Source organism: Armatimonadota bacterium, assembly GCA_039679645.1.
Lineage (GTDB): Bacteria > Armatimonadota > UBA5829 > UBA5829 > UBA5829 > UBA5829.
Map to the genome: position 1 here is coordinate 1 of JBDKUO010000053.1, position 21,538 is coordinate 21,538.

The 21,538-nt window shown below is 52.1% G+C and carries 15 protein-coding genes; 13 read left to right on the plus strand and 2 right to left on the minus strand.

What is annotated here, in order from left to right; all coding sequences use genetic code 11:
* The first annotated feature begins 288 nt into the window (after window positions 1-288).
* Both ABFD83_10795 and ABFD83_10800 read left to right on the plus strand, forming a co-directional pair.
* Entirely contained in the window at window positions 289-1,233 is a 945-nt protein-coding gene (locus tag ABFD83_10795; protein ID MEN6357555.1) for a cation diffusion facilitator family transporter, read from the plus strand.
* A gap of 164 nt (window positions 1,234-1,397) precedes the next feature.
* Window positions 1,398-5,675: a SpoIVB peptidase S55 domain-containing protein gene (locus ABFD83_10800; GenBank protein ID MEN6357556.1), complete on the plus strand. Its 4,278-nt coding sequence runs from the start codon at window positions 1,398-1,400 to the stop codon at window positions 5,673-5,675.
* A gap of 202 nt (window positions 5,676-5,877) precedes the next feature.
* Here the strand turns inward: ABFD83_10800 and ABFD83_10805 are convergent, their stop codons facing one another.
* Window positions 5,878-6,069 (minus strand): hypothetical protein, encoded by a 192-nt coding sequence (locus ABFD83_10805; GenBank protein ID MEN6357557.1) that lies wholly within the window; start codon window positions 6,067-6,069, stop codon window positions 5,878-5,880.
* Between the two features lie 460 nt (window positions 6,070-6,529).
* Here ABFD83_10805 and ABFD83_10810 point away from each other — a divergent pair, with 460 nt between their 5' ends.
* Together ABFD83_10810 and ABFD83_10815 are read left to right on the plus strand one after the other, a co-directional pair.
* Entirely contained in the window at window positions 6,530-8,455 is a 1,926-nt protein-coding gene (locus ABFD83_10810; protein MEN6357558.1) for an S-layer homology domain-containing protein, read from the plus strand.
* 114 nt (window positions 8,456-8,569) lie between these two features.
* On the plus strand, window positions 8,570-9,262 hold the full coding sequence (locus ABFD83_10815; GenBank protein MEN6357559.1) for a hypothetical protein: 693 nt from the start codon (window positions 8,570-8,572) through the stop codon (window positions 9,260-9,262).
* Here the strand turns inward: ABFD83_10815 and cobO are convergent.
* A complete protein-coding gene (gene cobO / locus ABFD83_10820) occupies window positions 9,256-9,798 on the minus strand; it encodes a cob(I)yrinic acid a,c-diamide adenosyltransferase (protein ID MEN6357560.1) in 543 nt (180 codons plus the stop codon). The two genes, ABFD83_10815 and cobO, sit on opposite strands and share 7 nt — an antisense overlap.
* Before the next feature lie 221 nt (window positions 9,799-10,019).
* Here cobO and ABFD83_10825 point away from each other — a divergent pair, with 221 nt between their 5' ends.
* From ABFD83_10825 to ABFD83_10865, 9 genes are all read left to right on the plus strand, one after another.
* On the plus strand, window positions 10,020-12,161 hold the full coding sequence (locus ABFD83_10825) for a SpoIIE family protein phosphatase (protein ID MEN6357561.1): 2,142 nt from the start codon (window positions 10,020-10,022) through the stop codon (window positions 12,159-12,161).
* Window positions 12,124-12,924 carry an ATP-binding protein gene (locus ABFD83_10830; protein MEN6357562.1) on the plus strand — a complete coding sequence of 267 codons (801 nt, stop codon included), beginning with the start codon at window positions 12,124-12,126 and terminating at the stop codon, window positions 12,922-12,924. The genes ABFD83_10825 and ABFD83_10830 overlap by 38 nt, the downstream gene beginning before the upstream one ends.
* A gap of 163 nt (window positions 12,925-13,087) precedes the next feature.
* Window positions 13,088-14,149 carry a LacI family DNA-binding transcriptional regulator gene (locus tag ABFD83_10835; protein ID MEN6357563.1) on the plus strand — a complete coding sequence of 354 codons (1,062 nt, stop codon included), beginning with the start codon at window positions 13,088-13,090 and terminating at the stop codon, window positions 14,147-14,149.
* A gap of 71 nt (window positions 14,150-14,220) precedes the next feature.
* A complete protein-coding gene (locus ABFD83_10840; protein MEN6357564.1) occupies window positions 14,221-16,209 on the plus strand; it encodes a hypothetical protein in 1,989 nt (662 codons plus the stop codon).
* A gap of 181 nt (window positions 16,210-16,390) precedes the next feature.
* Window positions 16,391-17,548 (plus strand): alanine--glyoxylate aminotransferase family protein, encoded by a 1,158-nt coding sequence (locus ABFD83_10845; GenBank protein ID MEN6357565.1) that lies wholly within the window; start codon window positions 16,391-16,393, stop codon window positions 17,546-17,548.
* Entirely contained in the window at window positions 17,545-18,519 is a 975-nt protein-coding gene (locus tag ABFD83_10850; GenBank protein ID MEN6357566.1) for a Gfo/Idh/MocA family oxidoreductase, read from the plus strand. Before ABFD83_10845 ends, ABFD83_10850 begins: the two co-directional genes overlap by 4 nt.
* Window positions 18,520-18,872: 353 nt before the next feature.
* Complete coding sequence (locus tag ABFD83_10855) at window positions 18,873-19,712, plus strand: amidohydrolase family protein (GenBank protein ID MEN6357567.1); 840 nt, start codon at window positions 18,873-18,875, stop codon at window positions 19,710-19,712.
* A gap of 1 nt (window position 19,713) precedes the next feature.
* Window positions 19,714-20,388, plus strand: a complete 675-nt coding sequence (locus ABFD83_10860; GenBank protein ID MEN6357568.1) for a cyclase family protein — start codon at window positions 19,714-19,716, stop codon at window positions 20,386-20,388.
* A complete protein-coding gene (locus ABFD83_10865) occupies window positions 20,385-21,527 on the plus strand; it encodes a M20 family metallopeptidase (protein ID MEN6357569.1) in 1,143 nt (380 codons plus the stop codon). The genes ABFD83_10860 and ABFD83_10865 overlap by 4 nt, the downstream gene beginning before the upstream one ends.
* Window positions 21,528-21,538: the final 11 nt, after the last annotated feature.

Genomic DNA, 21,538 nt, shown 5'->3' on the forward strand with positions numbered 1-21,538 from the left:
AAAGCTGAGAATCGGTTTTTTGAGGACTGTTTACAGTAGAGGCATACTGCTACAAGCGAGATATCAGTTATTTGCAGCGATTCTGCGCCTAAAATGAACGCAATATTCGTCTATCGCAATTGCCTCTGATACACACTATTTGACATGCAATATGGCGTCGAATATACTGGTAATCAAGAACAGGCGACTCCGAGCAAGGAGTGCGGCTGGGCCTATGCTGGCAGCAGGTTTATGCCCTGTGGGACTAAGTCCCATAGGGCTTTTTGCACAGTTGTGAAGGAACATGCAGTGGACAATGCGGCACGAAAATCCAACGTAGCCTTGCTCTCGGTTATTTCAAATTCAACCCTGGTCATAATGAAGCTCGCCATCGGTCTGGTGATCGGGTCGGTGTCTGTGATATCCGAAGCGATCCATTCGGGTGTGGATCTGCTCGCGGCTATAATCGCACTCTTTGCCGTTAGGACGTCCGGCCAGCCCGCCGATAGGGAGCATCCATTCGGCCACGGCAAGATAGAGAATATATCGGGCACAGTCGAGGCGCTGTTGATATTCCTTGCGGCGGGGTGGATTATCTGGGAGGCAGTGAACAAGCTCCTGCATCCTCATCCGCTGAAATCGTTGGGCTGGGGCGTTGGAGTAATGCTCATTTCGGCGCTGGCCAATTTGTTTGTATCGCATATGCTCTTTAAGGTGGGCAGGCAGACAGACTCCGTGGCTCTGCAGGCCGACGCCTGGCATCTGCGCACCGATGTATATACTTCAGCCGGAGTCATGACAGGCCTTGCGCTGATATGGCTTGCCGAGGCGGCTTTTCCCGGCGAACATTTTCACTGGATAGACCCGGTCGCCGCCATATTGGTAGCGATGCTGATAATCAGGGCGGCATATGAGCTTACAATCAAGTCCGGCCGTGACCTGCTGGATGTGAGTCTGCCGGATGATGAGGAGCAGTGGATACGCGATTACCTCGCCAAGGTCGATTCGGTAAAGGGTTTTCACTGCCTGTGCACCCGCAAGGCAGGCTCCGAAAGGTTCATTGAGTTCCATCTGCTAGTGGACCCGAATATGTCCGTGCAGGAGTCACATCGCATTACCGACGAGGTCACGCAAGGCATTCGCGAGCAATATGAAGGCTCTGCCGTTACAATTCATATTGAGCCCTGTGACGGCAAGTGCGGCTCGGACTGCTCTCAGTCCCGAGAGTGTTCCGGCAGAATTTCCAAAGACTGATGCGCAATACGTGAAACAATTGACGTGATTTTAGCGTATAACAATCAGTTTGATGTTTCGATAGTGAAAGCCTGTTTGGTGACAATTATGTGGCGACCGCACACATCTTGACCACATCTGTCTGATGTGGTACCATTTGAACAGCACACCTGGAGGATTCCCCTTTGATAAAAAATCGTGGATTAAGCCTGTTGCTTTTAACGATGAGTGTTTTTCTCTCGTCACTCGCTTGCGTTGCAAGTGCCTTGCCCGCGCCTGGGGTAAAGACCGATGACGCAAAGTCGTTTATGCCCGTATCCCAGATAAAGCGGGGTATGCGCGGTTACGGACTGACCGTTTTCCAGGGCACCAAGATCGAGAAATTCGATGTTGAAGTCCTGGGCGTACTTAAAAAGACCAACACCGGCAAGGACCTGATACTGGTCAGAGTCGGCGGCGGACCGATCACGACTCGTCAGACCGAGATCATCGCCGGAATGAGCGGTAGTCCTTGTTATATAGATGGTAAGCTCATCGGAGCGATATCTTACGGCCAGGGCTTCAGCAAAGAGCCGGTCGGTATGATTACGCCTATAGAAGATATGGTCGAGGCATGGGATGATAATCTGCCCAAGCAGGCCAGCGGCTACAGCGCCGGCACGCTCTCCGAACCTGTGCAGGTAGACGGCAAGTCCGTGAGCAGCGTAATGATAGACCCATTCGGCGCGGACACAAAGGCGATAGACAACGGGGTCCTCCATATGCAGCCCCTGATGACTCCGATGATGGTAAGTGGTCTTTCTCCGCGCAGCCTTGCTAAGCTTACCGAAATCTTGCAGCCGTTCGGCATCTCGCCCATGGCCGGTCCCGGCAGCGGCGGACGAAAGGCCGAGGAGGCCAAAGCCGAGTTAGTGCCCGGAGCGGCAATAGGTATGTCTTTGGCCAGTGGCGATATAGATATGACCGGTGTCGGCACCGTGACCTATCGCCGGGGAAATAGAATCGTTGCCTTCGGCCATCCTATGCTTGGTATCGGATCAGTCGATGCTCCTATGACCACAGCATATGTCGAGGATGTGCTGTCGAATTACCAGATATCCACCAAGATGGCTTCTCCAATGAAAACGGTAGGCCGGATATTCCAGGATAGACCGTGGTCCATTGCGGGTTCGATAGGCAATATGCCCAAGACCATTCCCGTCAAAGTTGCGATCGATGATGAGTCGGCAAAGCGCAGTCGCACCTATAATGTGAATGTGATCAATCATCCGCTTCTGGCTTCCAGGCTGATCACGATGATCGTGGGCGAAGCGATCTACGAGACACATCCGGCTCCCGGTGATGCAACTGCGGAGCTTAGCTATACAGTTAATGCCGATCAGGTCGGAACTATCAAGCGAAGCAATATCTTCTTCGATCCTATGACCATAGACTCGGCTGCAATCAGTGACATCGGCTCGCTCCTGCAGATTCTAGGCAGCAATAAATTTTATCCGATAGATATCAAGTCGGTGAATGTCAACGTGCGTATAATCGACAAGCGCAATACCGCGACCGTCGACAGAATATTCGTCAAAAAGAGCGAATATGAGCCCGGTGAGACGGTGGATGTGGGTATCGTATTGCGACCATATAAGAAAGACCGCATCACCAAGACCTATAAGATTAAGATTCCAGCCACCGCGGGCAGCGGTAAGCTCGTTTTGCAGGTGCGCGGCGGAGCTACTCCCACAATCGCGCAGCTTGGAGCAAGCCTTTCATCTTCTGACGACAGTGGTGACGACGGCGCTCTGATTATGCCGAGCGCGTCACCCGCGGCAAATGTAGACAACGTAAAACAGCTCATCAACAAATATCTCGAGCGCGAGAAGAACAATCAGGTTGTGGTGCAGATACTCCTGCGCAACACTGCGATCAATGTGGCCGGCGAGAAGCTCAGCGGGCTCCCGAGCACCATTGCCGATATAATGAAGTCTTCTAGAAATTCCGGCCTCAAGCTGGAGAGAGAAGAGGTCAAGGAACTCTACGACGAAGACATGATTGTCGTCGGAATGGCCCGCCTGACTCTCAATGTCAAGAAGAAGACCCTTAACGATGGCAAGCAGACTCCAAAGAGCGCTCCTGCCATTTCACCTGAAGATATGCAGGCCGATCCCGGTTCAATGTCTCCGGACGATTCGGCTTCACCGGCCTGTGATGACGGCTCGATGGATTATTCGACAATGGGCTCCGGTCCGTCCGTGGACGTGACCGAAGCTCCTGCCGATGGTTCCGGCAGCGCTGCGGATGATGATTCCGATAATCCAGTCGATGACACTGCCACTGATGACGCTGCGCCGGATCAGCCTGCCGATGTCCAGCCCAAGGTTGAGTCCCCCGCTCCTCCGACTGCAGCGCCGAGCGCGGCCAAGACTAATGTAAAGAGTGTAGTCCGTCAGACAAAGACCTGGACGCAGAGCACTCAGGCCGACTTTGCCAAGGGCACATTCTCCGGTGTTTCAGCTTCCAGTAAGAACAAGCTCGAACTCGTCCCGACGTTGAAGAAACTGGCGGAGACACCTGAGCAGTTCGTGTGGTGCGTTGCGCCGACCAAGGACGGCATCTATGCAGGCACGGGCAACTCAGGCATGATCTACCATATTTCCGAGTCTGGAGATATGAAGGTCTTCTATGAGACCGGCGAACTGGAGGTCCAATCCCTCGTTCGCGATGCAAACGGCAACATCTATGCCGGAACTTCGCCCAATGGCAAGATATTCAAAATATCCCCGGACGGCAAGGGCAAACTGCTCTTTAAGACCGATGAGAAATATGTGCTTGCGCTGGCAACAGACGGCCAGGGCAACATCTACGCGGGCGTCGGCGATGCGGGCAAAATATATCGCATATCCGCCGACGGCACAGGTAAAGTATTTGCCACTCTGGGTGAGCAGCAGGTTCTCAGTCTTACCTGGGATTCTCGCGGCTATCTGGCCGCCGGGACAGGCACCAACGGTGTGGTCTATAAGATCGGTCCTCAGGGCAACGCCGAGCCGATCTTTGACGCCGATGAAGATTCGATAGCATCTGTCGCAACGGACGGCAAAGGCAATATATATGCCGGAACATCTCCCAAGGGGATTGTATACAAGATAAGCGCTGATCTGCGCTCGAAGAAGGTATTTACTAATGCCAGTCGTGTCCTTTCGATGACTGCCGATCCGAGCGGCAACATCTATGCCGTATCCGACGGGACCCTCGTCAAGATTACACCTGATGAGAGTGTGATTCAGCTCGACTCGTCGCAGGACAAGGTCCAGTTCCTAGCTACGGTCTACAACACCGATACCGGCGCGCTGTATGCATCCACCGGAAATATCGGGTCGATATATGTGAGCAAGTGCTGTGACATCTCAGGCTCGTTTGAGTCTGCCGTGCATGACACCAAGATGGTCTCGCGCTGGGGCAGGATCAAATGGACTGCCGATACTCCGGCAGGCACATCAATTGAACTGCAGAGCCGCACGGGCAACGTAGAGACGCCGGATGCCACATGGACTTCCTGGTCTCCGGTTTATACTAACAGCACCGGCGAGCAGATATCAGGCGGCAGTTCTCGCTATATTCAATATAGAGTGACCCTTAAGACATCCAAGCCGAATATGTCTCCCAGAGTCTCCAGCGTCATGCTCTCCTATCTGACGCCGAACCAGGCTCCGACAATCAAGCTCACGGCTCCGTCTGTCGGCAGTGTGTGGGCGGGCAGCCAGACCATCAAGTGGGTCGGTTCGGACCCAGACAAAGACACACTCACTTATGATGTCTACTATTCCAAGAACGGCGGCAAGGATTGGACTGCGCTCGTCGGTGGAGTAGGGGGCAGCGCCGGTGATAATCAGCAGTCGGCGAAGGCAATAGTCGAAAAGGTAAAGACCGAGCTGGGCAAGTCGCCGGACGTGCCCGAGGACATGAAGAAGCAAGTTCTAAACGGCACCGAGAATATTGGGACATCGCCGGCTCTCTCGCCTGTGGCATCCGACAGCTCATTGAGCAAGAGTTCGTATACTTGGGATACCAAGAAGGTCGAAGACGGTAACTATGTCCTTAAGGTGATTGCAAGCGACCGCACAAGCAACGCGGGCGATCCGCTCACAGACGAAGTCACATCCGATCCATTCGTGGTGTGCAACACTGCGCCCAAACTGGTGCTCTATCAGAGGGCTGTAACGCAAAAAGGCGCAGGACCTGTTACGATAGCCGGTTCGGCTGCCAGCAAGATGATCGAGATCACAGGCGTGCAGTTCCGGGTTGACGGTGGCGCGTGGATGGCTGCTGCGGCTGATGATGGAATGTACGACTCGTCGTATGAGATGTTCAAGGCCACTACAGGCCCTCTGTCTGCCGGCAGCCACAAGGTCGAAATCCAGGCAATCGACTCCGCAGGCAATGCCTCCACCGAGACAGTGGACGTGACGATCTCGTAGATGATCTGATGGCTAGATAGTCTGATAGTTGAATATCCCTCCAGGTATCTTACCTGGAGGGATTCTTGTAATTATCCCTGTGCAGTCTTTGTTTCCTTTGACTTATCTTCAGCCGGAGGAGTATATAGAGGGCAAGTGATTTTCCACGGCAATCCGGTAACATCACCGGAAGATGCTAGGTCATTATAACTGGTAATGGAATTCAAATTGAGCCTTGCTTTTCCCAGTTATAACGGTAGTCATTCTCCAGCGTATCGCGCACAGCGCGCACATCCCACTCACTTGGGAATGTGAGATCTTCCATGTATTGATCCATTTCACTTGAACCGTTGGCATAAAATTTTGCTTCAATCTTTGCCGATTCATGTGCCGGGTCGGATAACATTCCGGACAAAAACAGCTCTGCTTCTCATTACCCACACCTAACATGACTTTGCCGATCGAATGAAAAGTATTGGTGATGTCATCGACTCCGCTGGCCATACAGTCCTTATATACTTGACAGACTCGTTCATCAGTCGCATTGTTCGACTCATCTGGTTTTTTGACCTAAATAAAAATTTATAAAAACAATTTTTACGGTAATATTCCTGCCCGGCAGCCGTCTTAGCGTATTGACATGGAGTTTAGCTCGTGCTAATATTCCGTGGGCTAAGCTGGCTATCACACTAATAACAGCGCAGGCAAGAAAGGAGGTGCATCCTTGAAGCCGCCTGTGAGTGCTGTAAGTGATAGTATAGGCAGAGAAGGATTGTATTAAGGGCAGCGGACCGGCCAGGCAACATGGATACTGACAAGTCCAAGCCCAAAGTTAAAATCCTCCTGCCGTTGTTTCAAATTCAAGGAGGAATATCATGAAAAAAATGACATTCGTTTTAGTGGCACTGCTTTGTGCGTGCTCGATTCCTGTCTTTGCGCAGGGGCCGTTCACCGATGTGCCGACGGATCACTGGGCATATGACGCAGTGAACCAGTTGCAGCAGGACGGTATTCTTATCGGCTATCCGGACGGAACGTTCGGTGGCAAGAAGACTATCACCCGCTACGAGTTCGCGGTTGCAATCGCTAGAGTCGTCGACTACGTCGGCGGCAATGTGACTCCACCCGGCGCAGGCGTAAACCAGGCTCAGTTGGACAAGGCTCTTGAGGGCTATGCCAAGAAGAGTGAGATCCCTACGGTTCCCACTTTGGCCAACCTCGCCAGCAAGTCCGATCTGGACCAGGTTCGCAAACTCGTCGATGAGTTCCGTGACGAACTCGCGGCTCTCGGTGTTGACGTGGACGCTCTGAAGAGAGACGTAGCCGCTTTGGCTTGCCGCGTTGATATTCTCGAAGCTGAAGTCAATCGTGTCAAGGTTACCGGCGATCTCAACGTTGCTGCATTCACAGAAATGAACCGCAGCGCAAACAATGTCCAGTCGGCTGCAAACGCTGTTGATTTGGACAATCGCCAGGTTCCTACGACCAGCAACCTTGCCAATTCAATTGGCGTGGTTCGCGACCTTGATCTCAACATCGTTGGCCGCGTAAGCTGCTCAACGACAGTGAATGCTACGATCGACTACGGCAACTATCTGAACTATGTCAGATACGTTGATGACTATGTCAACGTTGAAAGACCGACTGCAAAGACCAATATTCAGGATGGCAAGCAGTTTGTGGATGCGTTCTTCCCGTATTACGCATACATCAATGCCGCTATGTGCAAGGGTAGTCTCAATGTTGGTCGTTTCCCGATCGCATTCACTCCTTACACACTGAAGAAGATCGATGTTGATGCATACACCAACATCCTCAAGACTGATGACGGTTACTATCCGATGGACGGTATCAGCCTCGTCAACAACTTCGGCGGCGTGGACGTAACACTCTTCGCAGCAAAGAACGACGAGAACGACTACCTGAAGAACGGTCTCACCGGTCAGCCCAGCAATGCTATGGGCGTTTTTAACGTCAATGGCGGTAACGCTGTCGGTGGTATCGACTCTCAGATCACCCAGACTGCTGGCGGTCGCTTCACAGTAGGTATACCTTGGAGCGGCAAGCTCAGTGGAACATTCTACCAGGCCTGGGCCAACGATGCGACTCTTGATCGCGATCAGGCCAAAGTCTACGGTGGCGATTTGGCCATTCCTTACAAAGCTTACAACTTTACTGGAAGCTGGACAAGGAGTGATACCAGGGCCAGAAGAAATTCCGGCTTTACTCACACCGATGATGACAATGTTGCATGGGATGCCAAAGTCGGCACAATGATCGGAAAACTCGATGTCAATGCCGGTTACAAGGACATCGGCCGCAACTTTGCAGCCGCCGGTTCTTGGGACAAGATCGGCAACTGGACCAATCCTGTAGACATCAATGGTCCGTATGTCGGCGTCACTTATCCGATCTTGAGCAACGTGAAGGCTGTCTTGAACGGTGAATTCCTTACCGTTAAGGACACTGTCACGACAGTACCAACCCCGGGATTCAGTGCTGTTACACTGAACAAGGACGACAGCATACTCAAGGCCGAAGGTGGAGTGCAGTGGGGTATCTCCAAGGCTAACTCCCTTGCCCTCGGTTATCAGTATGTCCAGTTCGATCCGGATAACACACTGCAGGACAAAGGAACTCAGACCTACCTGACCATCGGTTGGGCTCACCAGGTCAATCCTGATGCCGCACTGAAGATCGGCTACCAGTTCATTAACTGGGACGGTGGCAACAATGCTATCGTTTACGGCAAAGACTATCAGGCGGGACTGGGCGTTGTCCAGTTTGGCGTGAACTTCTAAGTTCAGTCTAAGCTAAAACAAAGGCTCTCGGAGTAATCCGAGAGCCTTTGCATTTAGTATTTAGTATTTTTGATTTTATATTTGTCTGTATATTTGGCACGCTGGGGGGAGATCATGAAAAAGTCGACAGTTTTGATAATAGCAGCAGTGATCCTTTTTACATGCAGTGGATGTTTTGGCGCGGCTCCCAGCGCTAATGGAGGCTTAATTCCACCGCCTGCAATCAACATTCCATATGGCGGCGCGATTATAGCCGAGATCAATCTGAGCGATAATGACATACTTGGCATAATCAAGCAGGCAATCCCTGCAATTGCGGCTACTTCCGACGATATGCTCGTGCAAGCTAAGCAGAGCAATTCCGAGCCTGCGGCACCGATAGCGCTGATCAGCGGTCTTCAACTGCAAAAGTTTGGTGAAGTAATCAATGGCGTCAAAGGCGTAAGGCTCATTGTTGCGCAATATGGCAAAAACATCAAATCGTCGGACGTAATCAACGATTTTGAAAAGGGCCTGGTAAAGACCGGCACTTTTTCGAAAGTTGCAAGCGGGTTGGGCCTTGTGCCAGGAGTTGTCGGGTTTTATGCTGAGGCAGACAATGCCGGATATGTCGCCTTTATGTATGATTCTCATGAACGCAATCTTTATGCTGCGCGAGTAGTCGGGTCTTTGGATATTCCAAAGCTCACCGAATGGACAATACGTGCCTTGGGTACGCTAAAAATCCATGGTGGGGAATTAGGTGATTTATTAGGTGTGCCGGTTCCCGCGACACAAGATGACGGAGCATCGGCACCGAATCAGTAATCTATGCCTTTTCTGGCCTGAATGCCCTGCTCATATGGGTGTTTGATCATTTTCATTTCCGTGACATAGTCGGCGGCCTCGATGATTTCTTGCGGCGCGTCACGGCCGGTGAGTATCAGTTCCAGATGTTCGGGCTTGTTTTGTATCATTTGCAGAATACGGTCCGTCTCAATTAGATTAAAATGAGCGGCGTTATTAATCTCGTCTAGTATGATCAGGTCATAATTATTGTTCCGGACGGCCTGTTCGGCGTATGCCATAGCCTCTTGGGATACGCGCTTTCTCTGCGATACCTTTTTTTCGTCAATGCTCCGCGAGCAGTCGGTCGTAAACTGCTTGATTGTCAGGTTCTCGGGGAAACGTTTGGCAAAGAGCGCCTCTCCTATATCGGCATAACCCTTTATGAACTGAATGACGCAGACTTTCAATCCCCAGCCGACAGCCCGCATAGCTGTTCCAAGAGCCGCGGTTGTTTTGCCTTTGCCCTCGCCTGTATAGACATGGACCAGCCCCTTTGTGTTTATTATTTCTCCCATTGCAACCTCCGATGTGCATAGAATGGTATCACGCCGCAAAATTGACCGTCAAGAAAAAAAGCAGGCTATTACGGTTCAGCTAATCGATATTTGGGTATTTAGCTCAAGAAGGGCAGTCATTCCTAAATTCGCTGTTCAGCGTCAGGGGGAAGTCAGCCATAAGACCAAGGAGCATTAGATTTAGGCTAATACTGGTTTTTCTGTTAGCGGTGGGACCTTTGGTGTGCATTCAGATATGTGTAAATGCGCAGATGTATCTGATAGCACATGAGGCCATCGCGCGTCACCGGATCGCTGTTATGTCCGGTGATCGAATGATAATTGGACCGGGGCATTATATATGGCTTGAGAGCACGGCGGCTGCGACTATTTGGGGGTTGATTGTGGCCTGTGCGTTCGGAAGGCGTATTTCTCGTCCTGCCATAAAGTTAGCACGTGCTGCGACAGCGATGGCGGCGGGCGACTTTCGAAGAAGGGTCGATATCACTACCGGCGATGAGATGCAGACGTTGGGCGAAGCATTTAACTGCCTGGGTGAGAGCCTGATCGAGCATGAAATATTGTTGAAACGGCAGTCTGAAATGATGGCCGGTATGATGGAAGCGGCGCGATCGGCGTCTAATTTATTGGATGTAAAGACGTGCGGCAAATCAATCGCTAGTGCCGCATGCGCACATTTGGGAGCGGCTGATGCGGCTGTTTTCATGAAAAACAATGTCGATGGCGGTCTAAAGGTGCTGGGGTCTTGCGGACACGCTCAAAAGGCCGCCTGGAAACGGCTGGCCGGCCATGCCGCGAACTCAGGCGGATATCTGGTCATGACCGAACAGAATAATGATCAGCCGAATGCAGAAGCATTATTAGTAGGCGTGCCTCTTTCTGCCGGATCCGGCACTATAGGCGCGATAGTGGCGAGGTTTGAAAGCGAGACCAACCGTGATGACTTGAAGTTGGGAAGCATCAAGAGCGATCTGCTGATAACATTCGGCATCAATGCCGCCGCCGCTATCGTCAATGCCCAGATGCACTCCGAGACCGAGAAATACTCAGGGATTCTTGAAGATTGGGTCGAGCATCTTTCTGCTGTGATGAAGGTGACCAATGCGATATCGCCGTCACTGAACCTGAGGGAGATATTGACTGCACTGGCGAGAGCTACGTCTGCTGTAGTGGATGCAGACGATTGCGCGATATATCTTCTCGACGACAGCGGGAAACTGAAACTAAAAAGCTTCTGCACAAAGCAGCAAGCAAAAGTATCATCAGAATCGTCGTCCGGCATAAAACCTGGAGAGCTTATTACAGGCAGAGCTTTCACACTGCGACATCACGCAGTCTGTCACGATATGACAAAAAGTATGGACCCGAAGATAAGAAAGGTCTCGGAACGCATAGGAATTCAGTCGACTTTGAGCGCGCCGCTAATCGCTAATAATCAAGCTCTCGGGGCGATTACTTTGTATAACAAAAAGCCTCATCATTTCACGGCCAGAGAAATCAGGCTTCTGACCTCGATAGCGCTGCACGCGGCGGTGATAGTGCGCAATGCCGGGCTTTACACGCGCCAGTCGTCCATAGCCGAACAATTGCAGAGCACCTTGATTTCCGAAGCGCCTGAATCGTGCATGGGTTTGAGTTTCGCCAGTCGCTATATTCCAGCTTTGGACGAAGCGCGGATTGGTGGGGATTTCTATGATGTATTTTTGCTGCCGGACGGCAATGTCGCCGTAGTGATCGCGGATGTTTCAGGCAAGGGTCTTATGGCGGCGATTCATCTGGCTGCATGCAAACATATGCTGAAGGCAATGCTGTTCGAATACCCGGATAATCCGGCGCGAGCGTTTTATGAGCTAAACAATGCCATGAACCACTTTTTTGAATTGAGCTTCTTTATGACGGCGTTTTGCGGAGTTATAGATCCTGCCAGGAAGACACTTGTCTATGCTAACGCAGGTCATCCGCCTGCGCTGCTGATAACTGAAAATGGAAAGATGCAGCATCTGCTGGCAGGCACGGGGATGCCGGCAGGTTCTGGGCAGCATTGTGAATACGACATGATCCGCGTCGGATTCGATTCATCCGATGCGCTTTTGCTGTATACGGACGGAGTTACCGACGCGCTAAAGGATGGTAACTTGCTTGGGGTAGAAGGCATTCAAAAAATGGTTTTCGAGGCGATGCCCTGTTCGCCGCAGGATATGATAGAATACATTTGCGGCCAACTGCGCAATGAAATCGGTTCCACGAAAAAAGATGACATAGCCCTGCTCGCGGTCGCGCATGGCAGCGCCATGCAAAGCCGGGATGCTGCATTTGGAGGTTCACGTGAACAGAGATGCTCTATCGCAACCCACACTTTTTAAGCATGATACGCATGACGGCGATGAGGCTCTGACTCTAATCATCTCGAGTGACTTGTGCTACGAAAATGCAGCAGATGTGCTCCAAACGATAGCCTCGTCGCTCATATCAAAGCCATGCGAGATCAGGCTGGACATGAGCCGTGTCAACCTGATCGACAGCAGCGGGTTAAGGGCGCTTTTGCAAAGCCGCAGGCTGTGCGAAGAATCAAACGTGAATTTCAGCCTCATGTGTGTCTGTGCCGCTGTGGAGCGAGTGATAGCGATGAGCGGTTTTGCCGGAGTTTTTGGTCTGCGGCAGATTGAGCAGGTCGCCAGCCGGTTTGGTGCCGACGGCGCTGTTGTGCCCGAGTCCGATGTGTGGAAGGTGATGGAATTTCAATCGGTAAGCGAATCTTTAATGGTATCCGTGCTCAGAGGCCGGGTGATGGATGCGGCATCTGATGCCGGCGCATCCGGCGATATTTTCTGCGATATTCAGATTGCCGTCGGTGAAGCTCTAACAAATGCCTTCAGACACGGTTCACCCAACAAGGGTGTCGACAAGATCAAATTGCGCTGTATGACCTGTTCAAGAGCTATTGTTATTGAGATCGAGGACGAGGGCGATCCATTTGATCCTGATGCAATTCATGAGCCTGATCCTTCGCATTTGCGCGATCATGGCATGGGCATATTTCTTATGCGCCGCGCCATGGATGTGGTGGAGTTTAGCATAAACTGCCCTGGGAATCGGGTCAGGATGATTAAATGGCTTAGTCGCTGACTCCTCCAGCACTAAACCGCATATCTTATCGTTTAATCGCATACTCAGCGATAAACGATCAAACCTCCACGATTTTCGATGCACCCTCTGTTGACGCGATTGTTTTTCGGTAGTAGAATGGCATGTAAGCGGTTACATTCAGCCTCATAAAACGGCGAAAGACATGTCTAGGCAAAGTCATACAATTACAATACGCGAGGTTGCATCCGATGCTCGTGTGAGCACAGCCACGGTCTCCAGGGCGCTCAATGAGCCATGGCGGGTAAGCGCGGATGCACGCAATAAGGTCAACGCCAGTGTCGCGAAACTCGGCTACACGCCGAATCCGCGTGCACGGCTTCTGGCACGAGGCAGTTCCGGCACAATTTGCTTCTTGTTGTGCAACAGGCCGTTTATCCACTCGGTTCATGCTGAAATTTTGCAGGGAGCGTCACGTGAGGCCGATGCGATGAGTGTGCAGATAGTCTACGCGAACTGCTCGTATTCTCCTTCTACTCGGCCTTCGGATATTGAGATGCCAAGGATTATTGCGGCTCGCGGGCTTGTTGACGGTATGATCCTGGCCGGGACAAACTATCCCAACATGCTGGCTGCGATAGATGAGCTCGGTTTGCCCTACGTGGTATTCGGCACGAACCTTGTATCTGAAAACGACGTCAAAGCCGACAACGGAATTTATGTAGATGACGAGGATGGTGGTTATCAGGCGACAGTGCACCTGCTTTCCCTTGGTCATCGCAAGATCAGGTTTATCGGTGACACGTCGCTTCCGTGGTATCGCCGGAGATATACAGGCTTCGCCATGGCTATGGCCGAAGCCGGACTCAATAGTCCCCCTCCAATCGGCTCTGCTGCCGAAAGTGAACTGGTGATGGGCTTTAATGCGGTCAATGATCTCTATGAAAGCGGTGAGGAGTTTACCGCTCTCTTTGTCGGTGGTGATATGGGCGCATACGGGGCGATGAGAGCTTTGCGAAACAGGGGGATACAAGTGCCGGAAGAGGTGAGTGTCGTCGGGTTCAATGATGAAGATGTTGCCCAACTTGCCGAGCCGCCGCTCACTACGATCCGGGCGCCTAAGGAAGAGGTCGGCGCTCATTGCATAAACACTCTCAATGATATCATTTGTGCAGGATCGATTCCAAAGCGCCCCGAGGTGCTGTCTGTTCAATTAGTATTGAGACTATCGACCGCCAGATTGGGAGACCTTGGGATTAAGAGTTAATAACTAAAAATTGGAGATATACAGCACAATTGGATTTGTAATATCACGCAATTGTAAAGGGGAAAGAAACAGTGACAAAGTCAACAAGCGCCGAGGTGATCCTGAACCTCGTGATGGATGCAGATGAGCGAACTGAGGGTATGATGCCCGGCTGGGATATCGAGCTTGCCCGGCAAAAGATGCTCTTTTTTACTACGCCTGCCGAGTTCTCGGCCGTATACGAGGGTGTAGCCAGGCCGCTGAACGCCAAGTTTCCGGCGAGCGGATCGGCTTTGAAGACCCGCGCAATTTCATTTATGCTAGGCATAGCTGAGTCACTGCTTTCACCAATTGAACTGCACCACAATCTGCAGAGTGACAAGCTCTTCTGCTGCTGTTCCAAGATGAGCAATGAGGATGTCGCCAGGTATCAAAAAGCCGCCGCAGACATGGTCCGCGACTGGGCCGCGCAGGACAATAACGCATTTCTGAGTGTGACCAAGCTAATCAAAATCGAAGACATGGCTGCCAATAAGGGCGACAATCTTTTTGCCGCATGGGCGCGGAAGTGGCAGGATGAGAACGGCCGCGACCCTTATGCAAGTGTCGATGATTACCTGGCATGTTTTGGCGCGCTCTATCAGCGCGGCATGTATTATCCCGATCTTTATTTTGCACGCGAAGAGGGCAAGACCAAGACCCAGTTCTTCAATGACTACGGTCTTCAGGCGTCGCGCTGCCGCAGAATGGGGAGCCTGGGGGGGACCACAAATCCTGCAATCGCTCTCGGCGGTGAGGACGACATGTCCGGCGTATCCAATATCTGGGGCAAAGAGACGACCGACTTTATCTGCAGCGTGCCCAACAAGTGGCACGAAGTCCGCAAACTCATTGCGGCGGAGCAGGCGGAAAAGGGTGAAGCCGACGACTGGGGCGCCACCAAGTTTACCGAATGGGTCGTGGTGGACGCAATGCTCGGTCTGAGGTCGATCTTCCTGCTCAAGGGCCTTGGGCGAGTTGCCTTCCAGCTTAGGCCGGACTGGCACAACGATGAGAAGAAACTTACCTACGCAGGCGGCAAGATATTCGATATTCTCTGCGCGCGCGTAAAGATTTTCGACGACATTCTGCTCGAAGGCGCAAACGATATATATAAGCAGGCCGCCAAGCCGAGAGTAGGCGTTTCCAACAATCACTTTAAGATCGCATGCACAGGCCAGGCTTGTTTGAATGTGGTCAGGAGCTTTAATGCAGGCCGCAGCGAGAACTATCCCGACGCCTTGAAGCATCGTATGTTTACCAATGTAACACTTTCATACGAAGTCCCGCAGATGTATGCAGCATCTATGGCTACCGAAAACGGCATCCGCGACTACGAGAAGCGCACCAGCGAAAAAGTGGATGACGGCGAGGGCGGGTCGGTCGTAACCAGTATGATCGGGCGGTTCAATGATGCCATCCGCGCTTATCGTGTGAAGGCCATCTTTGACGCTCTTCCTGCATCGAGCAAGTTCAAGAGCATAGATCCATCATCAGTCAAGAAACTTACCGACGCTTCAGTCAATAATGCCGAGTTCGTAGCTGAAGTTAAGGCTGCCGGAATCGATTTTGATCCGGCTGCGGAAGAAGACGCAATCGACCGCGCAGGCACGCTTTGCACTAAGCGTGTTGTCATGCTTCTTGAGAAGAACGAGGGACTTGGCAGGACCAGAATCCTCACAGCCTCCAAGCGCAACTTCTTCCAGAATACCGAGCTACTGGATGTGCCTTTCTCGACAGACTTCGGCAACATCCAGCGTATGTATCTGAGTGTGATGCCTCTTGAGATCACCAACTGGAAGACACTTTATGAGGACATGGACGCTAGCGGATATCCTAAGCCGGGCAGTATCTGGGCAAAGCGCAGTGAGACACTGGCAAAGATTTGGCCGGACTGGACCAAAGTCTTTGAAGTCGGCACAGTTAAACCCGAAGAATACGAAGGCGCAATCTACGTCCAGCCGACACTGAAGCAGTTTATCGGCATGTGGAACGAGAACATCGCCCGCGCAAAGAAATTCGCCGACGCTGCGAGAAGCTGAGTATCTTCTCGGTATAACTGAGTGGCAGTAGTTCCGGGCTCTTGGGTCTCCACTCTCCGCTCTCAGCTATGAATACGGGGCCTTCAATCAGGCTTCGGCCCCATCTGAACTGAAGCAACTGAACGGTGACTGTCGACTGACGACAGTCACCGATGACTTTTAATCTAAGGAGAAGTTATAGATGCCAAAACTAATGATTCCCGGGCCCACTGAGGTCAGTGAACAGGCCAGACAAAAAATGGCTCTGCCGACCAAGCCGCACTATGGAACGGAGTGGTCAGGCTTTTATTTCCAGGTTGTAGACAAGCTCAAAAAAGTATTCCAGACCAAAAACGATCTGTTCGTGCTTGCCGCCACATCGTCGGGTGCGATGGAGCTGTCGGTCAGCCATGCCGTGGAGCCCGGCGACAAGCTCCTCATCTGCAACAACGGTTTCTTCGGCGACCGCTTTGAAGATATGGCTAAGCAATATGGCATAGTTACGGTTACTACCCGCAGCGAATACGGCCAGCCGATCAGAGGCGAGCAGGTCCGCGAAGCCCTCAAGAAAGACCCGGACATTAAGGCTCTGGCGATAGTTCACAACGAGTCTTCGACAGCAGTCGAGTCTCCGCTTGCAGAGATAACTGCTGTGGCCAAAGAGTTTGGCATCTTGAGCATAGTGGACTGCGTTTCCAGTATGGGCGGCGTAGATATTCGCACCGACGAACTCGGCATCGATTTCTGTATCAGCGGCAGCCAGAAGTGCTTCGGCTCCCCCGCTGGGCTGGGCTTTGTTGCAGTCAGCGATAAAGCATGGAAGACAATCGACTCTCGCAAGACCCAGGTCCCGAGCTGGTATCTCAATCTGATTACCCTCAGAGAGTATCAGAAACAGTGGAAGAACTGGCATCCGGAAGGGCCAAACACCGCGCCGGTCGCGTTGTATCTGGCGCTCAATCAGGCCCTGGACGAAATTTTTGCAGAGGGCCTGTCTGCGCGTTTCGCACGCCACACCCTGGTCCGCGATGCTTTCCGCGAAGCCATCAAGGCTATGGGCCTCAAGCTCTTTGTCAGTGACGAATGGGGCAGCAGGACTCTTACCGGCCTCTGCCTGCCGGACGGCATCGACGGAGAAGCAGTCAGAAACAAGATAGAGAGCAAGCATGATATACTGCTTGCGGGCGGCCTGGGAGCTACTGCCAATTCCATCATTCGTGTCGGTCACCTCTCTATGACTGCTACACCTGAGTATATAGTGCCTACGCTGATGGCGTTGGAGACTGAACTGGCGGCAGCCGGAGCAAAGATCAACCGCGGCGCAGCAGTTGAGGCGTTCATAAGGAAATACACGGCATGAAAAAACTGCGAGTAGGCATAGTTGGGCTTGGCGAGTTTGGTGAGTTGCATGTTACGGCTTTCTCGCAAATTCCGTATGTCGAGATCACACGTGTCTGCTCGCGCACAGCCTCACGTGCAAAGGAGATTGCCGACAAATACCATGTTCCGGCGATCAGCACGGATTATGAGGAGTTTGCATGCTCTGATGACGTGGATGTAGTAAGTGTGGCGACACTGAGCCGGGACCACCGGGTGGTCAGTGTCGCCGCGCTCGAATCCGGCAAGCATGTTCTGCTTGAAAAGCCTATCGCCGACAGCCTTGATGATGCCGAGGCGATAGCTGCTGCTGCAAAGCGCAGCGCGGGTAAGTTTATGACTGCTCACATCTGCCGGTTTATGCCGCCATATGCGCATGCCAAGTCTATGATCGATTTGGGCAAGCTTGGCGAGATATCCATGATCCAAGCGTATAGGAACAATCACTACACAACCCTTTCGCCGGGTCGAAAGCTGAACCCAATGCGCGAGACAGCCATACACGATATCGACCTTGCGCTGTGGTTTACCGGCAGCGATGTCGAGGAGTGCAGCGGCTACAAGCGCTATAATCAATCGGATAAAGAGGCCGACAGCACACTTGCCGTGGTGAAACTGACGAACGGAACCCTATGTTCGTTTGCGTCATCATGGATGGGACGCGACGCTATGCCCGCAGGCCTCGACGCCATGATGAAGATCATTGGCACTAAAGGCGAGATAGAGATCAAAATGCCCCCGGACAACTTCCGGTTTATCGATGACGCGAAGCACTATAATTTCAATCCCGAGACCTCTCTGGACCCGATAATCCTGAGGCAGTCGGCCCTGGCTACAGAGATCGAATACTTCCTGCGCTGCGTGCTGGAAGATAAAGAACCTGAAGTAGTCACGCCCGAGGATGCTTTGAAGACTCTGAGGGCCTCGATCGAGATAGACAAAAACTGCACCTGATTTAGTATTTTATATTTAATATTGAGTATTGTTCCAGATCGCAGATCGTCGGGGATTTAAATCCCCGACGCACGTATTTGGGACTTTAGTCCCACGACTGATTTGCTATTTAGTATATTGTATTGATTGTTGACGTCTGATGCGGATTAATTTACGATTCTAGTCCCCGTAGGGGGACTTTGTGTAGTTGTAGCCGCGGTTTTAACCGCCAGGCGACTGAAGTCGCGGCAACAAAGACACGAAGTCGGCCTACGCCGACTGAAAAAGGAGCTATTTACGCTCAATCTAATTCGCATCACGCGTGATTATTGAATCTCGTGTGTGGAATCGAATTGCCGTTATGGGGTGATTAAATGAGCGTATACGATACGCACATACATCTGTTTGAAAAACCGTATTGCGATCTGTTTGACAACTCGCATATAAAGAACGGCATCGACGGCAATCTCCACCTCTATGAGCAGTATCGGGCAAGTTTCGGCATTGACGGCGCCTTTGTCATCTGCTATGAAGATGGCGACTGCCCACAAAACAACTCTTTTGTTGAGTCTATAAAGCAGGGCCGCGGTTGGATATACTCATTCGCCCACACCAGGCCCGACCCCTCGACCATGCTCGATGACGCAAAGCGTTTTCATAAACACGGCCACTTCGGCCTTAGCTGCTACCTTGAGAGGGATGACGATGCGGTCTGGCTTGCCTCTCCCGAGATGGCTAGCTTCTGGGACTACCTGCAAGAAACCTATATGCCCATCAGCTTTAACCTGAGCGCATTCCAGTGCGCGCCTATAGCCGATGCTTTGAAGAAGAGACCTGATGTCACGGTGCTGATAAGCCATATGGCTAGGCCGAAAGTAACAGACGGCAAGCTGGATGAGAATGATTATGCGCCGCTCCTGCGCTTGGCGGAGTGTAACGGCGCATATGTGAAGCTCTCGGGCTTCTATGCGTTTGTAGTAGACGGCTGGAGATACCCGCAGAGCGAGTTGTTTAGAGCCGTGGATAAACTGAAAGATACGTTCGGTGTAAATAAGCTCGTCTTTGCATCAGATTTTTCGCCTGTGCTTGAATATAACACATACCGCCAGGCGTTGGAGCTGCTGAGAGTCGAGTATAAGGGTTTCACGCCGGATCAGTTAGAAGATATATATTGCAATAATGCGCGCAGGATAATTGCGCAGCGAGGAGAATGAAATGGCAATTGTAGAGCAGATCGGTCCATATCGCATCGTGGACCTGAGCAAGCATTTATACCCTGAAAAAGAGACCAGAAGGTGCCACCTCAGGCGGTTCTATCAGGACTGGACCAAGGACTATCACACTGATATGGACCTCGAGTCGCACCTTGGCACGCATGTCGAAACTCCCGTCCACTACAAGGACGGCTGGAAAGACATTCTCGATCTTCCTCTGACCGCATTTATAGGCCGCACGGTAGTTCTGGACCTGGATATAGAGCCGAAAGCGCCTGTCACAGCAGCGGTGCTGGACAAGGCCGACAAGGGCCGCATACGTGAGGGCGACGCCGTGATAGTAAAGAGCCCATACCACTGTGTGCCTTTCTCGGACGATCCCAACGACGAGCGCCCTTACCTGTGCCGCGAGTCGGGTGACTGGTTCGCCGATAAGAAAGTCAAATGCATAGGTTTCGGAGACTCGGTTGCCATAGAGCACTCCGTCAAGGATGCATGCGATGTGCATGAAGCCGTTATGCCTCACGATATCACGTTCCTGGAGGTCATGCAGAACCTGGACGAGCTCAAGTCTGATGTGTTCCTGATGGTCTTTATGCCCATGCCGATCAAGGGACTGGACTCCTGCTGCGTTCGTCCCGTCGCAATAGAGGGCGTGCCGGGGTTCACCGAATGATCGACGCAAAGTCCATATTAAAAGACCTGATCGCCATCCCCAGCGTGAACCCTGCGGGCAAATGCGACCTGCCGACTGATATCGTTGGCGAAGCGCGGGTGGCCGATTACGTCGAGGACTTCATACGCAAGCTCGGTGTCGACCTGATAGTGCAGGAGACCGGCAGCAACGGCGAGCGCAATGCCGGCGGCATGCTCTTTCGGGGCAAAGACCGCAAGACCGTAATATTGCAGTCGCATATGGACACTGTCGGCATTGGTGAGAATAGAAGCCTGCTGGTCCCCAGAGAGGAAAACGGACGGATATATGGCCGGGGAGCCTGTGACGACAAGGGCAGCCTTGCCGCGATGCTCTCAGCCCTGGCTATTGCTGCAGATAAACCGGCGGGTGAATATAATATAGCTGTGGTCGGCGTGACGGACGAGGAATACAGTTGGCGTGGCAGCAAAACTCTTGTCTCCCAGTCCCCGACTGCCGATGCCTATTTCGGCATTGTAGGCGAGCCGACCGGCTGCAAGCTGGTGCACGGCTATAAAGGCGTTGCCCGCTGGAGCATCGCCACCACCGGCGTCAGCGCCCACAGCTCGCAGCCTGAGAAAGGCAAAAATGCCATCTATCGCATGGCTAAGGTCCTAACTGCGCTGGAAGAATATGGGCGCGAGCTTGCAAACGTAGTAGACGATAAACTGGGCACTGAGACCCTTTCAGTTGGTGTCATCAGGGGCGGCAGCGCAGTGAATGTCGTGCCTGATCGCTGCGAGATAGAGCTCGACAGGCGCCTTACCCGAAAGATGACTCCCCAGCAGGCCAAGCAGCTTATAGGCGAGTATTTGAATAAGCACGGCATTACGCAGGATTATATCATGTCGGATTTTACCGATGCGCAGTTCGCAGCGGTTGTCGATGAGGGTCATGCAATGTTAGAATTGCTCAGGCGTATTTGTCGCGACCAAGGTCTTGATGACGGTCTGCACACTGTTAGCTTTGGCTCGGACGCATATCGAATGAACGATGCGGGCATCCCGACCATAGTCTGGGGACCGGGCAGCATAGATCTGGCTCATGGCGACAACGAATACGTGGATTTGCGTGAGATAGAACAGGCCACTGCCTTTTATGCTGAGGTGATGTCGGCCTGATATCAAGCAGT